Origin of the sequence: Streptomyces sp. NPDC058796, from assembly GCF_042745235.1 — a bacterium.
Taxonomy (GTDB): Bacteria; Actinomycetota; Actinomycetes; order Streptomycetales; family Streptomycetaceae; genus Streptomyces.
In genome coordinates this window covers 75,719-92,792 of record NZ_JBHYOP010000002.1, presented here as the reverse complement: position 1 = coordinate 92,792, position 17,074 = coordinate 75,719, and the positions used below count along the sequence as shown (strand labels likewise).

18 protein-coding genes are annotated in these 17,074 nt (G+C 72.3%); 4 read left to right on the top strand and 14 right to left on the bottom strand.

The genetic code is table 11. From position 1 onward, the window contains the following. The first annotated feature begins 16 nt into the window (after window positions 1–16). Window positions 17–661: a class I SAM-dependent methyltransferase gene (locus ACFW47_RS05635; RefSeq protein WP_386304900.1), complete on the top strand. Its 645-nt coding sequence runs from the start codon at window positions 17–19 to the stop codon at window positions 659–661. Window positions 662–695: 34 nt separating this feature from the next. Here the strand turns inward: ACFW47_RS05635 and ACFW47_RS05630 are convergent, their stop codons facing one another. Continuing rightward, window positions 696–2,624 carry an AMP-dependent synthetase/ligase gene (locus ACFW47_RS05630; RefSeq protein ID WP_386304898.1) on the bottom strand — a complete coding sequence of 643 codons (1,929 nt, stop codon included), beginning with the start codon at window positions 2,622–2,624 and terminating at the stop codon, window positions 696–698. 256 nt (window positions 2,625–2,880) lie between these two features. Further along, window positions 2,881–4,173 (bottom strand): acetyl-CoA C-acetyltransferase, encoded by a 1,293-nt coding sequence (locus tag ACFW47_RS05625; RefSeq protein WP_386281872.1) that lies wholly within the window; start codon window positions 4,171–4,173, stop codon window positions 2,881–2,883. 97 nt (window positions 4,174–4,270) lie between these two features. On the opposite strand from ACFW47_RS05625, the gene ACFW47_RS05620 reads away from it, so the two are divergent. Next, a complete protein-coding gene (locus ACFW47_RS05620; RefSeq protein ID WP_386281874.1) occupies window positions 4,271–5,569 on the top strand; it encodes a 3-oxoacyl-ACP reductase in 1,299 nt (432 codons plus the stop codon). Then, the gene (locus ACFW47_RS05615; protein ID WP_386282151.1) at window positions 5,569–6,480 is read left to right on the top strand and encodes a MaoC family dehydratase; all 912 of its coding nucleotides are present in this window, start codon (window positions 5,569–5,571) and stop codon (window positions 6,478–6,480) included. The genes ACFW47_RS05620 and ACFW47_RS05615 overlap by 1 nt, the downstream gene beginning before the upstream one ends. On the opposite strand, the gene ACFW47_RS05610 is transcribed toward ACFW47_RS05615, so the two are convergent. Together ACFW47_RS05610 and ACFW47_RS05605 are read right to left on the bottom strand one after the other, a co-directional pair. Then, complete coding sequence (locus ACFW47_RS05610) at window positions 6,468–7,181, bottom strand: TetR/AcrR family transcriptional regulator (protein WP_386281876.1); 714 nt, start codon at window positions 7,179–7,181, stop codon at window positions 6,468–6,470. The two genes, ACFW47_RS05615 and ACFW47_RS05610, sit on opposite strands and share 13 nt — an antisense overlap. A gap of 31 nt (window positions 7,182–7,212) precedes the next feature. Further along, window positions 7,213–7,797, bottom strand: a complete 585-nt coding sequence (locus tag ACFW47_RS05605) for a TetR/AcrR family transcriptional regulator (RefSeq protein WP_386281878.1) — start codon at window positions 7,795–7,797, stop codon at window positions 7,213–7,215. Window positions 7,798–7,867: 70 nt separating this feature from the next. Here ACFW47_RS05605 and ACFW47_RS05600 point away from each other — a divergent pair, with 70 nt between their 5' ends. After that, the gene (locus tag ACFW47_RS05600; protein WP_386304896.1) at window positions 7,868–8,761 is read left to right on the top strand and encodes an NADP-dependent oxidoreductase; all 894 of its coding nucleotides are present in this window, start codon (window positions 7,868–7,870) and stop codon (window positions 8,759–8,761) included. Between the two features lie 118 nt (window positions 8,762–8,879). Here the strand turns inward: ACFW47_RS05600 and ACFW47_RS05595 are convergent, their stop codons facing one another. From ACFW47_RS05595 to ACFW47_RS05550, 10 genes are all read right to left on the bottom strand, one after another. Then, entirely contained in the window at window positions 8,880–10,226 is a 1,347-nt protein-coding gene (locus tag ACFW47_RS05595) for a dicarboxylate/amino acid:cation symporter (RefSeq protein WP_386281882.1), read from the bottom strand. A gap of 79 nt (window positions 10,227–10,305) precedes the next feature. Continuing rightward, entirely contained in the window at window positions 10,306–10,407 is a 102-nt protein-coding gene (locus ACFW47_RS05590; protein ID WP_328287003.1) for a putative leader peptide, read from the bottom strand. Window positions 10,408–10,548: 141 nt separating this feature from the next. Further along, on the bottom strand, window positions 10,549–10,848 hold the full coding sequence (locus tag ACFW47_RS05585; RefSeq protein WP_386281885.1) for a DUF4229 domain-containing protein: 300 nt from the start codon (window positions 10,846–10,848) through the stop codon (window positions 10,549–10,551). 84 nt (window positions 10,849–10,932) lie between these two features. After that, the gene (locus ACFW47_RS05580; RefSeq protein WP_386304894.1) at window positions 10,933–11,457 is read right to left on the bottom strand and encodes a GNAT family N-acetyltransferase; all 525 of its coding nucleotides are present in this window, start codon (window positions 11,455–11,457) and stop codon (window positions 10,933–10,935) included. Between the two features lie 16 nt (window positions 11,458–11,473). Further along, window positions 11,474–12,115, bottom strand: coding sequence for a UdgX family uracil-DNA binding protein (locus tag ACFW47_RS05575; RefSeq protein WP_386281890.1), 642 nt, complete (start codon window positions 12,113–12,115; stop codon window positions 11,474–11,476). A 111-nt stretch (window positions 12,116–12,226) separates the two neighbouring features. Next, window positions 12,227–13,390, bottom strand: a complete 1,164-nt coding sequence (gene mqnE, locus ACFW47_RS05570) for an aminofutalosine synthase MqnE (RefSeq protein ID WP_386281893.1) — start codon at window positions 13,388–13,390, stop codon at window positions 12,227–12,229. A 44-nt stretch (window positions 13,391–13,434) separates the two neighbouring features. Next, window positions 13,435–13,893 carry an Lrp/AsnC family transcriptional regulator gene (locus ACFW47_RS05565; RefSeq protein ID WP_121748517.1) on the bottom strand — a complete coding sequence of 153 codons (459 nt, stop codon included), beginning with the start codon at window positions 13,891–13,893 and terminating at the stop codon, window positions 13,435–13,437. A gap of 67 nt (window positions 13,894–13,960) precedes the next feature. Further along, window positions 13,961–14,641 carry a UbiX family flavin prenyltransferase gene (locus ACFW47_RS05560; protein ID WP_386281896.1) on the bottom strand — a complete coding sequence of 227 codons (681 nt, stop codon included), beginning with the start codon at window positions 14,639–14,641 and terminating at the stop codon, window positions 13,961–13,963. A 31-nt stretch (window positions 14,642–14,672) separates the two neighbouring features. Then, the gene (gene mqnP, locus ACFW47_RS05555; protein ID WP_386281898.1) at window positions 14,673–15,578 is read right to left on the bottom strand and encodes a menaquinone biosynthesis prenyltransferase MqnP; all 906 of its coding nucleotides are present in this window, start codon (window positions 15,576–15,578) and stop codon (window positions 14,673–14,675) included. Further along, window positions 15,575–17,032, bottom strand: a complete 1,458-nt coding sequence (locus ACFW47_RS05550; protein ID WP_386281900.1) for a menaquinone biosynthesis decarboxylase — start codon at window positions 17,030–17,032, stop codon at window positions 15,575–15,577. Before ACFW47_RS05550 ends, mqnP begins: the two co-directional genes overlap by 4 nt. Window positions 17,033–17,074 lie beyond the last annotated feature (42 nt).

Sequence of the window (17,074 nt, the reverse complement as noted above, 5' to 3'; positions counted from 1 at the left end):
GCACTAGGGTCCCGCCATGACCCACGACACCGGCTTCCTGGACACCACCCGCACCTTCTACGACACCATCGCCGAGGACTACGCCGACCTGCACCGTTCCACGGGCGCCGGCACTCCGCTGGACCGGGCGCTGATGGGCGCCTTCGCCGAGCTGGTGGGACCGGAGGGGGAGGTGGCCGACCTGGGCTGCGGGCCCGGCCGGGTCACCGCGCACCTCGCCTCGCTCGGCCTGCGCGTCTTCGGCCTGGACCTGTCCGCCGCGATGCTGGAGATCGCGCGCCGCGAGCATCCGGGGCTGCGGTTCGAGCAGGGCTCCATGCTGGAGCTGGACCTGGCCGACGGGGCCCTCGCGGGGGCCGTCTCCTGGTACTCGTCGATCCACACGCCATGGGAGCGGCTGCCGGACCTCTTCGGGGAGGTGCGGCGCGTGCTGGCGCCGGGCGGGCACTTCCTCCTCGCCTTCCAGGTCGGAGACGAGCCGCTGCACCTCGACCGTCCCTTCGGCCGCCCGGTCGCCCTGCACTTCGAACGGCGGCGGCCCGAGGCGATGGCGGAGCTGCTGGAGGAGGCCGGGTTCACCGTGCTGTCGCGGACGGTGCGCGTGCAGGAGGAGGACACCTCCGCGAAGGTCCCGCAGGCCTGTCTGATCGCCCGCCGCTGAGGACCGGCCGCCTGTTCCTCGTACGCACAGCCCCTCACTTCTCGTAGAGGCCCTCCACCGCCTGAGCGAAGTCCCGCATGATCACGTCGCGGCGCAGCTTCATCGAGGGGGTCAGGTGGCCCTCCCACTCGGTGAAGTCCCTCGGCAGCACGGCGAAGCGGCGGATGGACTCCGGGCGGGAGACGAGTTTGTTGGCCTCGTCGACGGCGCGCTGGAGGACCGCGTGCACCTCCTCGTCGTCGACGAGCAGCTCCGGCGGCACCGGGTGCTTGCCGTTCATGCGGCGCCAGTGGTCGAGGCCCTGGGGGTCGAGGGTGAAGAGGGCGCAGACGTAGGGGCGGCGGTCGCCCAGCACGATGCACTGGGAGATCAGGGGGTGGGAGCGCAGCCAGTTCTCCAGCGGGGCCGGGGCCACGCTCTTGCCGCCCGCGGTGATCAGGAGCTCCTTCTTGCGGCCGGTGATCGTCAGGTAGCCCTCGTCGTCCAGGCTGCCGATGTCGCCGGTGGCGAACCAGCCGTCGGGGGCGGCCGGGACGACGCCGCCCGCCTGCGGGTCCCAGTAGCCGTGCAGGACCTGCTCGCCGGCGACGAGGATCTCGCCGTCGGCGGCTATCCGGACGCGGGTGCCGGGCAGCGGCCAGCCGACCGTGCCGAGACGCGGCTTGAGCGGCGGGGTCACCGTCGCCGCGGCCGTGGTCTCGGTGAGGCCATAGCCCTCGAAGATCTCGATGCCGGCCCCGGCGTAGAAGGCGGCCAGGCGGCGGCCGAGGGGCGAGCCGCCGCAGATGGCGTAGCGGACCCGGCCGCCCATGGCGCCCCGGATCTTGCGGTAGACGAGCGGGTCGTAGAAGGAGCGGGCGGTCTTCAGGCCTCGGCCGGGGCCGCCGCCCTCGCCCGTCTGGCGGGCCTCCATGGCCTCGCCGTAGCGCACGGCCACCGAGACGGCGCGGTCGAAGGCGGAGGCGCGGCCGCCGGACTCGGCCTTGGCGCGGGCGCTGTTGAAGACCTTCTCCAGCATGTACGGGATGGTCAGCAGGCAGGTCGGGCGGAAGGCGGCCAGGTCCGGGAGCAGGTCCTCGGGCTTCAGGCTCGGGGCGTGGCCGAGGCGGACCCGGGCGCGGACGCAGGCCACGGCGACCATGCGGCCGAAGACGTGGGACATCGGCAGGAAGAGCAGGATCGAGGGCTCCTCGCCCGTCTTCGCCTTGAAGACGGGGTAGAGCAGTTCGATGGCGTTGTCGACCTCGGCGAAGAAGTTGCCGTGGGTGAGCGCGCAGCCCTTGGGGCGGCCGGTGGTGCCCGAGGTGTAGATCAGGGTGGCGAGGGTGGACGGTCCGAGCATGCCGCGGCGTACGTCGACCTCCGCGTCCGGCACCCGCTCGCCCAGCTCCGCCAGCCGCTCCACGTGCCCCTTGTCCATGACCCACAGGTGTTTCAGGTCGGGGATGCGGTCCAGCTCGGGGCCGAGGGCCGCGGCCTGCGCGGTGGTCTCGGTGACCAGGGTGACCGCGCCGGAGTCCTGGAGGATCCAGCGGGTCTGGAAGAGGGAGGAGGTCGGGTAGACGGGGACGGTGACCAGACCGGCCGCCCAGGCGGCGAAGTCCAGCAGCGTCCACTCGTACGTCGTCCGGGCCATGATCGCGATGCGGTCGCCCGGCGTCAGGCCCTCGGCGATCATGCCCTTGGCCACCGCCAGCACCTGCGCGGCGAACTCCGCGGCCGTCACCTCCGACCAGTCCCCGTCCGGCGACCTGCGGCTGAGGACCGCCTGGTCCGGGACGGCCGCCGCGTTGTCGAAGGGCAGGTCGGCGAGGGAGCCGCGCCGCACCGGCGGGGCGAAGGGGGGTACGTACGCCTCCCGCACGGCCCCGTCCAGCCGCCGCGTCTCGGGCGCCACCAGGGTGGGGCCGGGCGAGTCGGCGTAGGCGGCGGACGCGGCGAAGGAGGGGAGCGGGGTGGACACGGGCGGCTCCTGGAACGTGCAGCGGCGACACTGCTTTGCTGGCGACCGCGCGGTCGGCGGTGCTCTGCTGCATGACGTACGTGCCTCGCGCGCCGAGGCGTTCATCACCGGGTCCGCGGACGTGGGTTACCGGCGGTCAGGTGGGGATCGTACGGTTCCCTCGTGGGGAGTTGGTGCGGGTTCCGGGACGGTCCCGCGCCGGCGGTGTGCAGTCTTGGGGGTTACCTGCCAGTAGGTCATGGTGTGTCATGGCGTGTCAGGCCCGTTCCAGTATGGCCGTGACGCCCTGGCCGCCGGCCGCGCAGACCGAGATCAGTCCGCGCCCCGGGCCGCCGCGTTCGGCGAGCAGCGCGGCCACCGTCGCCACGATGCGGGCGCCGGTCGCGGCGAAGGGGTGACCGGTGGCCAGGGAGGACCCGGCGGTGTTGAGGCGGGCGCGGTCCACCGGGGCCAGGCCCCGCTTCTCCCAGGCGGCGAGCGTGGCCAGCACCTGGGAGGCGAAGGCCTCGTGGATCTCGACGAGGTCGAAGTCCTCGATCCCCAGACCGGCCCGCTCCAGCATGCGCGGGACCGCGTACGCCGGGGCCATCAGCAGCCCGTCCTCGCCGCCCGCGACATCGCCGCCCACGAAGTCCACGGCCGCCGTCTCGTACGCCGTGAGGTATGCCAGCGGCTCCAGCCCTCGCGCCTCGGCCCACTCCTCGCTCGCCAGCAGCACCGTCGCCGCGCCGTCCGTCAGGGGCGTCGAGTTGCCCGCCGTCATGGTGGGGCCGGGGGCGTCCAGGCCGAACACCGGCTTCAGGGCGGCCAGTTTCCCGGCCGTGGAGCCGGGGCGCAGGTTCTGGTCGCGGACCAGTCCCCGGAAGGGAACCACCAGGTCCTGGAAGAAGCCCCGTTCGTACGCCGCCGCCAGCCGCTGGTGACTGGTGGCGGCCAGCTCGTCCTGGGCCTCGCGGGTGATGCCCCAGGCGCGGGCGGTCACGGCCGCGTGCTCGCCCATCGACAGGCCGGTGCGCGGCTCGGCGTTGCGCGGGATGTCGGGGACCAGGTGGGCCGGCCGGATCCTCGCCAGCGCCCTGGCCCGCCCGCCGGGGGACTTCGCCCGGCGGACCTCCAGGAGGATGCGGCGCAGGCGGTCGTTGACGCCGAGCGGCGCGTCGCTGGCGGTGTCGGCGCCGCCCGCGACCGCCGACTCGGTCTGGCCGAGGGCGATCTTGTTGGCGGCGGCGATCACGGCCTGCAGGCCGGTGCCGCAGGCCTGCTGGACGTCGTAGGCGGGGGTGCGCGGGTCGAGGGCCGAGCCGAGGACCGTCTCGCGGGCGAGGTTGTAGTCACGGCTGTGCTTGAGGACCGCGCCGGCCACGAACTCGCCGACCGCGCCGGGCCCCGTCAGGCCGTGGCGCTCGGCGAGGCCGTCGAGGGCCGCGGTGAGCATCTCCTGGTTGGAGGCGGTGGCGTACGGCCCGTCGGAGCGGGCGAAGGGGACGCGTGCGCCGCCGACGACCGCGACGCGGCGCGCCTGTGGCGGCTGCGGCTTCAGGGGGCTCATCTCGACCTGCTCCTCACCCGTGACATAGGCTTACCTCCGGTAACCTTACTCCAGGGTAAGCACAGCGCCACCTACGCAGCCGTTGGGGAGACAGGACATGGCCGACCGCTATCTCAGCTTCACCGGCACCGCACCCGGCCGTTTCCTCACCCGCCGCCTCGGCCTGCCGCAGCCCGCGCAGCTGCGGCGCGACGCGCTCACCGGCGGCCTGCTGCACCTCACGGCCGGCGAGACGGACCTCGACCTCGCGTCCGTACTGGACCGCACCGGCCCCGCCCCGGACACGGACGGGCACCCGGCCGCCGTCGTCCTCGACGCCACCGGCGTCCGCGACGTCGACGCGCTCGCCGAGGTGCACGCCGCCCTGCACCCCGTCGTACGGTCCGTCGCCACCAGCGGCCGGGTCGTGGTGCTCGGCGCCCCGCTCGACCCCGCCGACCATCACCAGGCCGCCGTGCAGCAGGCATTGGAGGGCTTCACCCGCTCGCTCGGCAAGGAGATCGGACGCGGCAGGACGGTCAACCTCGTCCGCCTCACCGACGCGCCCGCCGCCGAGTCCACCCTGCGCTTCCTCCTCTCCCCCGCCTCCGCCTACGTCAGCGGCCAGGTGATCGAGGTCGGCCCCACGGCAGGCTCCCCCACCGCCGTACCCGACGACGCCGAACTGCCCCTAGCCGGGCGCACCGCGCTGGTCACCGGCGCCGCCCGCGGCATCGGCGCGGCCGTCGCCGGGACCCTGGCCGGACAAGGCGCCCGGGTCGTCGTCCTCGACGTGCCGCAGGCCGGGCAGGAGGCGCGCCGGCTCGCCGAACGCCTCGGCGGCACGGCCCTCGCCCTCGACATCACGGCCGCCGACGCGGGCGAGCGCATCGCCGCCGCCGTGCCCGGCGGGCTGGACCTCCTGATCCACAACGCGGGCATCACCCGCGACCGGCGCCTGGCCAACATGCCCGCCGAACGCTGGAGTTCCGTCCTCGACGTCAACCTCGCGAGCGTCCTGCGCACCACCGACGCCCTGCTCGCGGCGGGGGCGGTCAACCGGGGCGGCCGGATCGTGGCGACGGCCTCGATCGCGGGACTCGCGGGCAACGCGGGGCAGACCAACTACGGCGCCAGCAAGGCGGGCATCGCCGGCCTGGTCCGCTCCCTCGCGCCGCGCGCGCTCGCCGAGCACGGCGTGACGGTGAACGCGGTGGCCCCGGGCTTCATCGAGACGAGGATGACGGCGGCGGTCCCGCTGTTCATCCGCGAGGCCGGCCGCCGCATGAACTCCCTGGGCCAGGGCGGCCTGCCGGTGGACGTCGCCGAGACCACCGCCTGGCTCGCGCACCCGGCCTCGGGCGCGGTCAACGGCCAGGTCGTACGCGTCTGCGGCCAGAGCCTGCTGGGGGCGTGATGACTCCGACGGCCGCCACGACCGGCACGCTCACCCGCCTGCCCGCCCTTCCGCCGCTCCTCGCGCGCGGCACCCTGCTGTCGCCCCTCAAACGCCCCCGCCCGGACGCGGACTTCCCCCGCACCCGGCTGGTGCTGCCCGGCCTGCGCGTGGACCTCGCGCGGCTGGCGGCGTACGAGAGGGTGTGCGGCTTCCCGACCGGCGCGGACGCGCTGCCGCCGACCTATCCGCACGTCCTGGGCTTCCCCGTGGCCATGCGCCTGATGAGCGGGCGGGACTTCCCGCTGCCGCTGCCCGGGCTCGTCCACACGTCGATCGCCATCATCCGGCGGGCCGCCATGCCCGCGACCGGCGAGTACGAACTCACCACCTGGATCGAGGGCCTGGCCCCGCACCGGCGCGGCACCGAGGCCACGGTGGTGACGGAGCTGCGGACCGGCGGCGGGACCGAGCCGGTGTGGGAGTCGCGCAGTACGTATCTGGCGCGGCACCGGGTGGACGGGAGCGCGGCGCCGCGAGGTCCAGGACCGGCGGCCACGGACCCGCGGGACCACGGCCCGGCCGCCCCGGACACCGAGCCGCTGCCCGCCCGGGCCGAGTGGCGCCTCGCCGGTGACATCGGGCGGCGTTACGGTGCCGCCTCCGGCGACCGCAACCCGATCCACCTGCACCCGCTCACCGCCCGCCTGTTCGGCTTTCCGCGGGCCATCGCGCACGGCATGTGGACCGTGGCCCGCTGCCTCGCCGAGCACGGCACACCGGACGCGGCCGTGGTACGGGCTCGGTTCCGGGCGCCGGTGCCGCTGCCGGGGACGGTGGCGTACGGGGCCGGGGGCGGGCGGTTCGAGCTGCGGGGCGGGGACGGGCGGCGACTGCACCTTTCCGGGGAGGCCGGGCCCTACCCGGCCTGAACCGGGACCGCCGGAGCGCCCGGCTCGGGACCGGTCCCGGCGTCGGCCTCCGTCCCGGTCTCCTCCGGCGGTGCCCAGGGCCGGCCCGCCATCAGGTCGCCCAGCCCCGCCCAGGCGAAGTTCATCAGGGTCGCCGCCGCCTGCTTGGCGGTGACGCCCTCGGTGGCACCGGCCCAGTCGGCGAGCGACTCGGCCGCGCCGACCAGCGCCTCGGCCAGCCCCGCGACCTCCCCCTCCGGCAGGTGCGGGCGGCCGTGCGCCTCCCGTGCCGCGGCCGCGATCAGCTGGGTCACGAAGGCGACGATGTCCTCGCGCATCGCCGCGACCTCGGCGGCGAACCGCTCGCCGTGGGTGCGGGCGTGGAGGTGCAGCACCCGCCAGGCGTCCGGGTTGCGCGCGGTGTGGGTGAAGAACGCCCGCAGTCCGGACCAGAGTTGTCCGTCCGCGGGCAGTCCCGGCCGTACACCGGCGCGCACGGCCTCGGTGAGGGCCCGGGCCTCGCGGCGGACGCAGGCGCTGAAAAGGTCGTCCTTCGAGTTCAGGTACAGGTACACCAGCGGCTTGGAGACACCCGCCAGTTCGGCGATCTCGTCCATCGACGCCGCCATGTACCCGCGTCGTCCGAAGATCCGCACTGCGGCGTCCAGCATCTGCTGCTCACGGACCGCCCGCGGCATCCGCTTGGTCTTCCCTGCACCCATACGCATCAGCGTACGGTCCGCGCGGCCGTGATCAGGCCGTCCGCGCTCCGGCGGCCTCCCAGGCCGCCTCGATCATCCGGAAGATCTCGTCCACCGCCGCCCGGGGATCGTCCGCCTGACGGGCCAGCGCGTGGGCGTCGACCACGAACCTCGCGATCGCCCGGCAGGCCGTCGTGGCCCGGGGCAGACCGAGATCGGCGGCGACGGCCGCCGCCAGCGACTCCGCGTGGCGCAGCCTCATCGACTCCTCGTACTGCCGCAGCGCGGGTGACGCGTCGATCATGCGCCAGACCGGGGCGGCTTCGGGCGCCGCGCAGTGGGCCACCAGAGCGTGCACCTCGCGGCGCAGCGCGGGCATGAGCGGCTCGCCCGGTGCCCGGCCGGTGACGGCCTCGGTGAGGCGCCGCTCGAAGTCCGTGTCCCGCTCGAACACGAGGGACTCTTTGGCGGCGAAGTGGGAGAAGAGCGTGGTGACGGCCACGTCGGCCTCGGCGGCCACGTCGCGGATGCCCACCGCGTCGTACCCGCGCTCCAGGAAGAGCCGCAGGGCGGTGTCGGCGATCTTCTGCCGGGTCGCGGCCTTCTTGCGCTCACGGCGTCCGGTCGGCACGGTCATGCGCCAAAACTACCAGGTACGAAACCGCAACAGTTCCAAAACCCTAACGGTTAGTGTTACGGTCGGCCGCATGAGGAAAGTGAGCTTCGCCGAGTTCGGCGGTCCGGAAGTCCTCCAGCTCCTGGACGCCGAGGAGCCCCACGCGGGCCCCGGTCAGATACGCGTCGCCGTGCGGGCGGCGGGCGTGAACGCCGTCGACTGGAGGCTCCGCGAGGGCCAGGTCCTGGGGGCCCATCCGATCGAGCTGCCCGCGGGCGTCGGGCTGGACGCCGCAGGGGTGGTGGACGAGGTCGGCGAGGGCGTCGACGGTGTCGAGGCCGGTGATCCGGTGTTCGGCGAGGGCACCGACACCTACGCCGACTTCGCCGTGCTGTCGGCCTGGGCCCGGATGCCCGAGGGCCTGACGTTCGAGGAGGCGGCCGGGTATCCGTCCGTCGTGGAGACCGCGCTGCGCGTCATCCGCGAAGTGGGGGTGCGGCCCGGACAGACGCTGCTGGTCAGCGGCGCGTCCGGCGGAGTCGGATCGGCGGTGCTGCAGATCGCCCGCGACCGCGGCATCGCGGTGATCGGCACGGCCGGTGCCGCCAATCAGGACTACCTGCGGGAGCTGGGCGCCGTCCCCACGACGTACGGCGAGGGTTGGGTCGAGCGGGTGCGCGGGCTCGGCCACATCGACGCGGCACTCGACCTGGCCGGCTCCGGGGTGATCCGTGAGCTCGTCGAGCTGACCGGGGACCCGCGGCGGGTGGTCTCCATCGCCGACCTCGGCGCGCCGCAGTCCGGCGTCCGGTTCTCCGGTACGGCCGGGAGCATGCCGGACGCGCTCGCCGAGGTGGTCGACCTGATCGCGCGGGGCCGGCTCCGCATCCCGGTCGAGCGGTCGTACCCGCTCACCGACGCGGCGGCGGCGCACATCGACAGCCGGGCGGGGCACACGCGCGGGCGCCGGGTCCTGGTCGTCTGACGGCGGCCTCGAGGCGGCGTCAGGTCGCCGCGGTGGGCGTGGAAGCGAGAACGGGCCGGCCCCCTCCAAGTGCGCGTCGCACCGGGAGGGGGCCGGCCCGTGGGCAGCCGGGTCGAGGTCAGGCGACGGCCGGCACCGGCTCCGACACCTGCTTCTCCTGCTCCCGCTCCGGCTCGTCGACGGGCGAGCTGTGCGCCTCGTCGTAGGCCTTGCGGTCGAGCAGTCCCTCGCGGGCGGAGACGATGACCGGGACGAGAGCCTGGCCCGCGACGTTCGTCGCCGTGCGCATCATGTCCAGGATCGGGTCGATCGCGAGGAGCAGGCCGACGCCCTCCATGGGCAGGCCCAGCGTGGACAGGGTGAGGGTCAGCATCACCGTGGCGCCGGTGAGGCCGGCCGTGGCGGCGGAGCCGACCACGGAGACGAAGGCGATCAGGAGGTAGTCGCCGACGCCGAGGTCGATGCCGAAGATCTGCGCGACGAAGATCGCGGCGATCGCCGGGTAGATCGCGGCGCAGCCGTCCATCTTGGTCGTCGCGCCGAACGGCACGGCGAAGGACGCGTACTCCTTCGGGACGCCGAGGCGCTCGGTGACCTTCTGGGTCAGCGGCATGGTGCCGACGGACGAGCGGGAGACGAAGGCCAGCTGGATCGCGGGCCAGGCGCCCTTGAAGAACTGCAGCGGGTTGAGCTTGGCGACGGTGGCGAGCAGCACCGGGTAGACCACGAACATCACGATCGCGCAGCCGACGTAGATGTCGGCGGTGAAGGTGGCGTACTTGCCGATGAGGTCCCAGCCGTAGGTGGCGATGGCCTTGCCGATGAGGCCGATGGTGCCGATCGGGGCGAGGCGGATGACCCACCACAGGGCCTTCTGGAGGAGGGTGAGGACCGACTCGCTCAGGTTGAGGATCGGCTGGGCCTTCTCGCCGAGCTGGAGGGCGGCGATGCCGGCGACGGCGGCCATGAAGACGATCTGCAGGACGTTCAGCTCGGTGAACGGCGTGATGACGTCGGTCGGCACGATGCCGGTCAGGAAGTCGATCCAGGAGCCGGTGTTCTCGGGCTTGGCGCCGTCGGCCGGGGTGAGGCCGGTGCCGGCGCCGGGGTTGGTGACCAGGCCGATGACGAGGCCGATGGCCACCGCGATCAGCGACGTGATCATGAACCAGAGGAGGGTGCGGGACGCCAGGCGGGCCGCGTTGTTGACCTTCCGCAGGTTGGTGATCGAGACCAGGATCGCGAAGAAGACGAGCGGTGCGACGGCCAGCTTCAGCAGGCCGATGAAGGTGTCACCGACCTTCTCCAGGGTGGTGACCAGCCACGATATGTCCTGGCTGCGGGCCAGCCAGCCCAGCAGGACACCGAGGACGAGGCCGGCGAGTATCTGGGCCCAGAAGGGCACCTTGAAGGACTTCTTGGCCGGGGACCCGGCGGAAGGCTTCGCGGGCGATGAAGAGGACACGGACAGACTCCGTAGGGGACGGGACGCGGGGGACGGACGCGCAGGGCTGACGTGGAGAACGACGGGATGAGGGGGAACGTCAGGGGCGACAGTTCGCGGACGCGCACCGACAGAGGTCCACGTGCAGGCGCGCCACGAGCGCGAGGCTCGGGGGTGTGTGGGGCGCGGCTGCGTGCTTCATGCACACGACTTTAACACCAGTGCTTTGGGACCCTCAAAGCCTAACTTTGAGAGGCTGGAGGCGACTCCTGCCCGTAAAACGCAGATCGCCCCGGTTTTCCGCGGAATGCGGGAACCGGGGCGTACGTGGGTGTGACGGACGTTACGAGGTCTGGCCCTGCGCCCGTGCGGAGTCGTCGGCGACGTCCTCCTGGCCGCGGTTGGCGTCCAGGTTGGCCTTGAGGCGGTCCACTCGGTTCACGACCTGCACCGAGGCCCGGTCCCGCTCCTTGCGCAGCGCGACGTAGCTGATGGGGGCGGAGACCAGCAGGGCGAGCAGGATGATCCACATGCCGTTGGAGTCGCCGAGCCCGCGCGGGAACACGCCGACGTAGACGAGTCCCCAGACGGCCACGAGGCAGCCGACGAAGATCCCGAGGCGCATCAGCGTGTAGCGGAGCATCTCAATCCACTCTTCCGTTTCTGGCACAAAGAGGCACTGTCCAGTGAAGCATGCCGGGCCGCCGGTCCCGCACGGGGGTCGGGCTCAGGCCAGCGGCAGCAGCATGAAGACGTCGTCCCGGTCGTCGCCGGGAGCCACCCGGATCGCGCCGGGAACCCGGCCGACCTCCTTGTAGCCGCAGGACTCGTAGAACCGCTCCAGGCCGAGGCCGCCCCGGCAGGTGAGCCGGATCGCCTCGACGCCGTCGAGGGTGCGGGCCGCGTCCGCGGCGGCGGCCATCAGGTCCCGGCCGTAGCCCCGGCCCTGGTGGCGCGGGTGGACCATCACCGTGTAGAGCCACAGCCAGTGGGTCATCAGCCGGTGGGTGTTCAGGGTGAGGAACGCGGTGGCGGCCACCCGGCCGGTCCCGTCGTGTCCGACGAGGAGGCGGGTACGGCCCTCGGCCATGGCGACCATGTGTTTGACCAGCTCGGGGCGGATGTCCTCCCGGCTCGCCGGCGGGACGAAGCCCACGGAGCCGCCCGCGTTGGTGACGTCGGTCCACAGGTCGAGCACGCCGTCGCGCAGGTCCGGGGTGAGGGCGGGATCGAGGGTGAAAGTAAGGGACACATATGCATCGTAACCATTACACGAGTGCTCGGGCCACCACTTTCAGATCGGAGACCAGGCCCCGGTAGGCCCCGTCCCGGTCCTCGGCCCGCAGCACCGCCGACGGGTGCACGGTCGGCACCAGCCGTTCCGGACGACCGTGGATCTCCTCCTCCAGCACCGTGCCGCGCACCCGCGTGACCCGGAACGAGGAGCCGAGCAGCGCCTTGCCCGCCGTCGCGCCGAGCACCACGATCAGTTCGGGCTCCACCTGGGCCAGCTCGGCGGCCAGCCAGGGCCCGCAGGCGGTCATCTCGCGCAGGGTGGGCGCCTTGTGGATGCGGCGCTTGCGCGGTTCGGCCCGCGTGAACTTGAAGTGCTTGACGGCGTTCGTGACGTAGGCGTCCGCCGGATCGAGGCCGGCGTCCGCCAGCGCCCGGTCCAGGAGCCTGCCGGCGGGGCCGACGAAGGGCTCGCCGCGCCGGTCCTCCTGGTCACCGGGCTGCTCACCGACGAGCATGAGGCGGGCGGTCGCCTTGCCGGCGCCGAAGACCGTCTGGGTCGCGTCGCGGTGCAGGGGGCAGCCCTTGCAGTCGGCGGCCGCCCGGCGCAGGGCGGGGAGGCCGCCGCGCTTCGGAACGAAGGGTTCGGCAGTGTAAGCGTCCTCGGTACCGGCCATGTGCCGGCGGGTACCCGCCATTGCCCTGCGGACCCGTACCGGGTGCGGGCGGGTGAGTGGTTGCTCGCGCGGCCCCACTCACCCGCCCGCACCCGGCGGACAACCGGGAACTCACACCCGCATCGGCTGCGGAGACTCCCGGCGCCCCGCGTCGGGACCGTCGTACTCCCGGAGGACCTCGTACCGCGTGTTCCGCTCCACCGGCCGGAACCCGGCGTCGCGGATCAGGTCGAGCAGGTCCTGGCGTGTCAGCTTGTTCGGCGTGCCGAAGTCGTCCGCGTCGTGCGTGATCTTGTACTCGACGACCGAGCCGTCCATGTCGTCGGCGCCGTGCTGCAGGGCCAGCTGCGCGGTCTGGACGCCGTGCATGACCCAGAAGACCTTGACGTGCGGGACGTTGTCGAACAGCAGCCGGGAGACCGCGAAGGTCTTCAGCGCCTCCGCGCCGGTCGCCATCTGCGTGCGGGCCTGGAGGCGATTCCTGACCTTGCCGTCCTTCAGGTCCACGAAGTCGTGCTGGTAGCGCAGCGGGATGAAGACCTGGAAGCCGCCCGTCTCGTCCTGGAGCTCGCGCAGGCGCAGCACGTGGTCCACGCGGTGGCGCGGCTCCTCGATGTGACCGTAGAGCATGGTGCACGGGGTCTTCAGCCCCTTCTCGTGCGCCAGGCGGTGGATGCGCGACCAGTCCTCCCAGTGGGTGCGGTGGTCGACGATGTGCTGCCGCACCTCCCAGTCGAAGATCTCGGCGCCGCCGCCGGTCAGGGACTCCAGACCGGCGTCGATCAGCTCGTCGAGGATGTCGGAGGCGGACATCCCGGAGATGGTCTCGAAGTGGTGGATCTCGGTGGCCGTGAAGGCCTTGAGCGACACGTCCGGCAGCGCGGCCTTCAGCTCCCGCAGCGAGCGCGGGTAGTAGCGCCACGGCAGGTTCGGGTGCAGGCCGTTGACGATGTGCAGCTCGGTGAGGTTCTCGCCCTCCATCTCCTTGGCGAGCTTCACCGCCTCCTCGATGCGCATCGTGTACGCGTCCTTCTCCCCCGGCTTGCGCTGGAAGGAGCAGTACGCGCAGGACGCGGTGCACACGTTGGTCATGTTGAGGTGGCGGTTGACGTTGAAGTGGACGACGTCGCCGTTCTTGCGCGTCCGCACCTCGTGCGCGAGGCCGCCGAGCCAGGCCAGGTCGTCCGACTCGTACAGCGCGATGCCGTCCTCGCGGGTCAGCCGCTCCCCGGAGCGGACCTTCTGTTCCAGCTCCCGCTTGAGCCCGGCGTCCATGCGATACCTCTTTCTGAGACTGACTCGTCAACCGTACGCCCCGGCTACTGGACCTCTTCCGGCAGCTCGCCCACCCGGTTCTCCCACTTGGTGGAGAGCACGATGGTGGTGCGGGTCCGGGAGACGCCCTTGGTCCCCGACAGGCGCCGGATGATGCTCTCCAGGCCGTCCACGTCGGCCGCGCGCACCTTGAGCATGTAGGAGTCGTCGCCGGCGATGAACCAGCAGTCCTCGATCTCCCGCAGGTCCCGCAGCCGCTGCGCCACGTCCTCGTGGTCGGCCGCGTCGGAGAGCGAGACGCCGATGAGGGCGGTGACGCCGAGGCCGAGCGAGGCGGCGTCCACGGTGGCCCGGTAGCCGGTGATGACACCGGCCGCCTCCAGCCGGTTGATGCGGTCGGTGACGCTGGGTCCCGACAGCCCGACGAGGCGCCCCAGCTCCGCGTACGAGGCCCGGCCGTTCTCCCTCAGGGCCTGGATGAGCTGCCTGTCCACCGCGTCCATGCGATCGAAGCCTTCCACTGAAGAGTTCTGAAGATGTGGGTAACCAACGTGTGGGGGGAGGTGGTGCTCAGGTGGTGGGGCGGGCCCCGCCGAGGTCGCCGCTCCAGCGGCGGTAGAGGCCGTGTCCGACGCCTGCCGCGTCGAGGACGCGTCCGGCGACGAAGTCGACCAGGTCCTGGATGTGCGTCGCCCCCGCGTAGAAGGCCGGCGAGGCGGGCACCACGGTCGCGCCCGCGTCGTCCAGTGTCACCAGGTGCCTGAGGGTCCGGCCGTCCAGCGGGGTCTCCCGTACGGCCACGACCAGCTTGCGGCGCTCCTTCAGGGTCACGCTCGCCGACCGCTGCAGCAGGTCCTTCGACAGCCCGAGGGCGACACCCGCCACGCAGGCCGTCGACGCGGGCACGATCAGCATGCCCCTGACGGGGTACGACCCGGAGGACGGCCCGGCCGCGAGGTCACCCGCGCTCCAGTGCCGTACCCGGTCGCCGGTGACGTCCACGTCGAACGTGTCCGGCTTGCCGTCGGCCCCGCGTGCGAGCCAGGCGCGCAGGTCGTCCCGCCAGTGGGCGTCGCGGAAGGAGATGCCGGTCTCGTCGAGCAGGGTGAGCCGCGAGGCCCGGCTGACCACCAGGTCGACGCTCTCACCGGCGGCGAGCAGCGCACGCAGCACCGCTGCCGCGTAGGGCGTACCGGACGCCCCCGACACCCCCACGATCCAAGGCGTGCGCTGCGTCTGTCCTGGCTTCATGATGCCGAGCCTAGTCGCAGGCTCAGGGTTTTCAGACCGTGAGCCCCCGCACCAGCAGGTCGAGCAGCGCGCACACGAACAGGGCGATGCCGATGAAGCCGTTGACCGAGAAGAACGCCCTGTTCAGCCGGGACAGGTCGGTCGGTCGCACGATGGTGTGCTCGTAGACGAAGGCACCGGCGACGATCAGCAGGCCGAGCCAGAAGAAGACACCGGCGCCGGTGGCGACGGCGTACCAGACGAACAGGGCCGTGGTGACGGTGTGGCAGGCGCGGGCGCCCCAGATCGCGGCCGGGACGCCGAAGCGGGCCGGGACCGACTTCACGCCGACCTGCCGGTCGGTCTCGACGTCCTGGCAGGCGTAGATCAGGTCGAAGCCGCCGATCCAGATGCCGACCGCGAGGCCGAGGATCACGGCGTCCCAGGACCAGCTGCCGGTGATCGCCAGCCAGCCGCCGATCGGGCCCATCGCCTGCGCGAGACCGAGGATGGCCTGCGGGAAGTTCGTGAACCGCTTGCCGTACGGGTAGACCACCATGGGGACGACGGCGATGGGGGCGAGGGCGAGGCAGAGCGGGTTGAGCAGGGCCGCCGCGCCCAGGAAGACGACCAGGGCGATCAGCGCGCCGGTCCAGGCGTGCTTGACCGACATGGCGCCGGTGACCAGTTCACGGTGGGCGGTGCGCGGGTTGCGGGCGTCGATCTCGCGGTCGATGATCCGGTTGACCGCCATCGCGAAGGTGCGCAGGCCCACCATGGCGACGGTGACCAGGAGCAGCCGGCCCCAGTGGATGTTCTCGTCCCACTCGTACATCGCGGTCAGCGCGGCGATGTAGGCGAAGGGCAGGGCGAAGACCGAGTGCTCGATCATCACCAGGCGCAGGAACGCCTTGGTGCGCCCCGGCTGCTGCGGCAGCGCGGCGGAAGCCGACGTCACAGTCCGTACTCCTTCCAGCGGCGGTCGACCTTCGCCGCCGTCTCCGGGTCGGACAGCACCATGTCCGGCCAGCCCCCGTCCCGTGTGTACCCCTCCTCGGGCAGCTTCTTCGTGGCGTCGATACCGGCCTTGCCGCCCCAGAACTGCTGGTAGGAGGCGTGGTCGAGGTGGTCGACCGGGCCTTCGACGACGGTGAGGTCACGGGCGTAGTCGGTGTTGCCGAGGGCCCGCCAGGCGACCTCGTGCAGGTCGTGGACGTCGCAGTCGGAGTCGACGACCACGATCAGCTTGGTCAGGGACATCATGTGGGCGCCCCAGATGGCGTGCATGACCTTCTGGGCGTGCTTGGGGTACTTCTTGTCGATCGAGACGATCGCGCAGTTGTGGAAGCCGCCGGCCTCGGGGAGGTGGTAGTCCACGATGTCCGGCACGATGATCTTCAGCAGGGGCAGGAAGAACCGCTCCGTGGCCCGGCCCAGCGGGCCGTCCTCCGTCGGGGGCCGCCCGACCACGATCGACTGGAGCAGCGGACGCTTCCGCATCGTGACGCAGTCGATCTTGAGGGCGGGGAACGGCTCCTGCGGGGTGTAGAAGCCGGTGTGGTCCCCGAAGGGGCCCTCGGGCAGCATCTCGCCGGGCTCCAGCCAGCCCTCGACGACGACCTCCGCCTGCGCGGGGACCTGGAGGGGGACGGTCTTGCAGTCGACCATCTCGATCCGCTTGCCCTGGAGGAACCCGGCGAACAGGTACTCGTCGATGTCGCCGGGGAGCGGGGCGGTGGAGGCGTAGGTGACGGCGGGCGGGCAGCCGAAGGCGATGGCGACGGGCAGCCGCTCGCCCCTCCTGGCCGCCACCTGGTAGTGGTTCCGGCTGTCCTTGTGGATCTGCCAGTGCATGCCGATGGTGCGCTTGTCGTGGCGCTGGAGCCGGTACAGCCCGAGGTTGCGGATGCCCGTCTCCGGGTCCTTGGTGTGGGTGAGCCCGAGGTTGAAGAAGGAGCCGCCGTCGTCGGGCCAGGTGAAGAGGGCGGGGAGGCGGTCGAGGTCCACGTCCTCGCCGCGCAGGACGACTTCCTGGACCGGCGCGTGGTCGCCCTTGACCTTCTTCGGCGGTACGTGCGTCATCGCGCCGAGCTTCCCGAAGGCCTCGCGCACGCCGACGAAGCCCTGCGGCAGCTCGGGCTTCAGCAGCCCGCCGATCTTGTCCGAGATGTCGGAGTACGACTTCAGACCGAGGGCCTTGAGCAGGCGCCGGTCGGTGCCGAAGACGTTCATCGCGAGGGGCATGTCGGAGCCCTTCACGTTCTCGAAGAGCAGGGCGGGGCCGCCGGCCTTGTTCACCCGGTCGACGATCTCCCCGATCTCCAGGTACGGGTCCACCTCGGCCTTGATGCGCTTGAGGTCGCCCTCGCGCTCCAGAGCCCTGAGCAGGGAGCGAAGATCGTCGTAAGCCATGCGGTCCAGTATCCCCGAGCGGCTACCCTGGGCCTGTACCGA

What these genes read in the sequence shown, in the direction of transcription:
- ACFW47_RS05635 (WP_386304900.1), top strand. Translation starts at nt 17, where the DNA reads ATGACCCACGACACCGGCTTCCTGGACACCACCCGCACCTTCTACGAC.
- ACFW47_RS05625 (WP_386281872.1), bottom strand. Translation starts at nt 4,173, where the DNA reads ATGAGCCCCCTGAAGCCGCAGCCGCCACAGGCGCGCCGCGTCGCGGTC.
- ACFW47_RS05620 (WP_386281874.1), top strand. Translation starts at nt 4,271, where the DNA reads ATGGCCGACCGCTATCTCAGCTTCACCGGCACCGCACCCGGCCGTTTC.
- ACFW47_RS05615 (WP_386282151.1), top strand. Translation starts at nt 5,569, where the DNA reads ATGACTCCGACGGCCGCCACGACCGGCACGCTCACCCGCCTGCCCGCC.
- ACFW47_RS05610 (WP_386281876.1), bottom strand. Translation starts at nt 7,181, where the DNA reads ATGGGTGCAGGGAAGACCAAGCGGATGCCGCGGGCGGTCCGTGAGCAG.
- ACFW47_RS05605 (WP_386281878.1), bottom strand. Translation starts at nt 7,797, where the DNA reads ATGACCGTGCCGACCGGACGCCGTGAGCGCAAGAAGGCCGCGACCCGG.
- ACFW47_RS05600 (WP_386304896.1), top strand. Translation starts at nt 7,868, where the DNA reads ATGAGGAAAGTGAGCTTCGCCGAGTTCGGCGGTCCGGAAGTCCTCCAG.
- ACFW47_RS05590 (WP_328287003.1), bottom strand. Translation starts at nt 10,407, where the DNA reads ATGAAGCACGCAGCCGCGCCCCACACACCCCCGAGCCTCGCGCTCGTG.
- ACFW47_RS05585 (WP_386281885.1), bottom strand. Translation starts at nt 10,848, where the DNA reads ATGCTCCGCTACACGCTGATGCGCCTCGGGATCTTCGTCGGCTGCCTC.
- ACFW47_RS05575 (WP_386281890.1), bottom strand. Translation starts at nt 12,115, where the DNA reads ATGGCCGGTACCGAGGACGCTTACACTGCCGAACCCTTCGTTCCGAAG.
- mqnE (WP_386281893.1), bottom strand. Translation starts at nt 13,390, where the DNA reads ATGGACGCCGGGCTCAAGCGGGAGCTGGAACAGAAGGTCCGCTCCGGG.
- ACFW47_RS05565 (WP_121748517.1), bottom strand. Translation starts at nt 13,893, where the DNA reads ATGGACGCGGTGGACAGGCAGCTCATCCAGGCCCTGAGGGAGAACGGC.
- ACFW47_RS05560 (WP_386281896.1), bottom strand. Translation starts at nt 14,641, where the DNA reads ATGAAGCCAGGACAGACGCAGCGCACGCCTTGGATCGTGGGGGTGTCG.
- ACFW47_RS05550 (WP_386281900.1), bottom strand. Translation starts at nt 17,032, where the DNA reads ATGGCTTACGACGATCTTCGCTCCCTGCTCAGGGCTCTGGAGCGCGAG.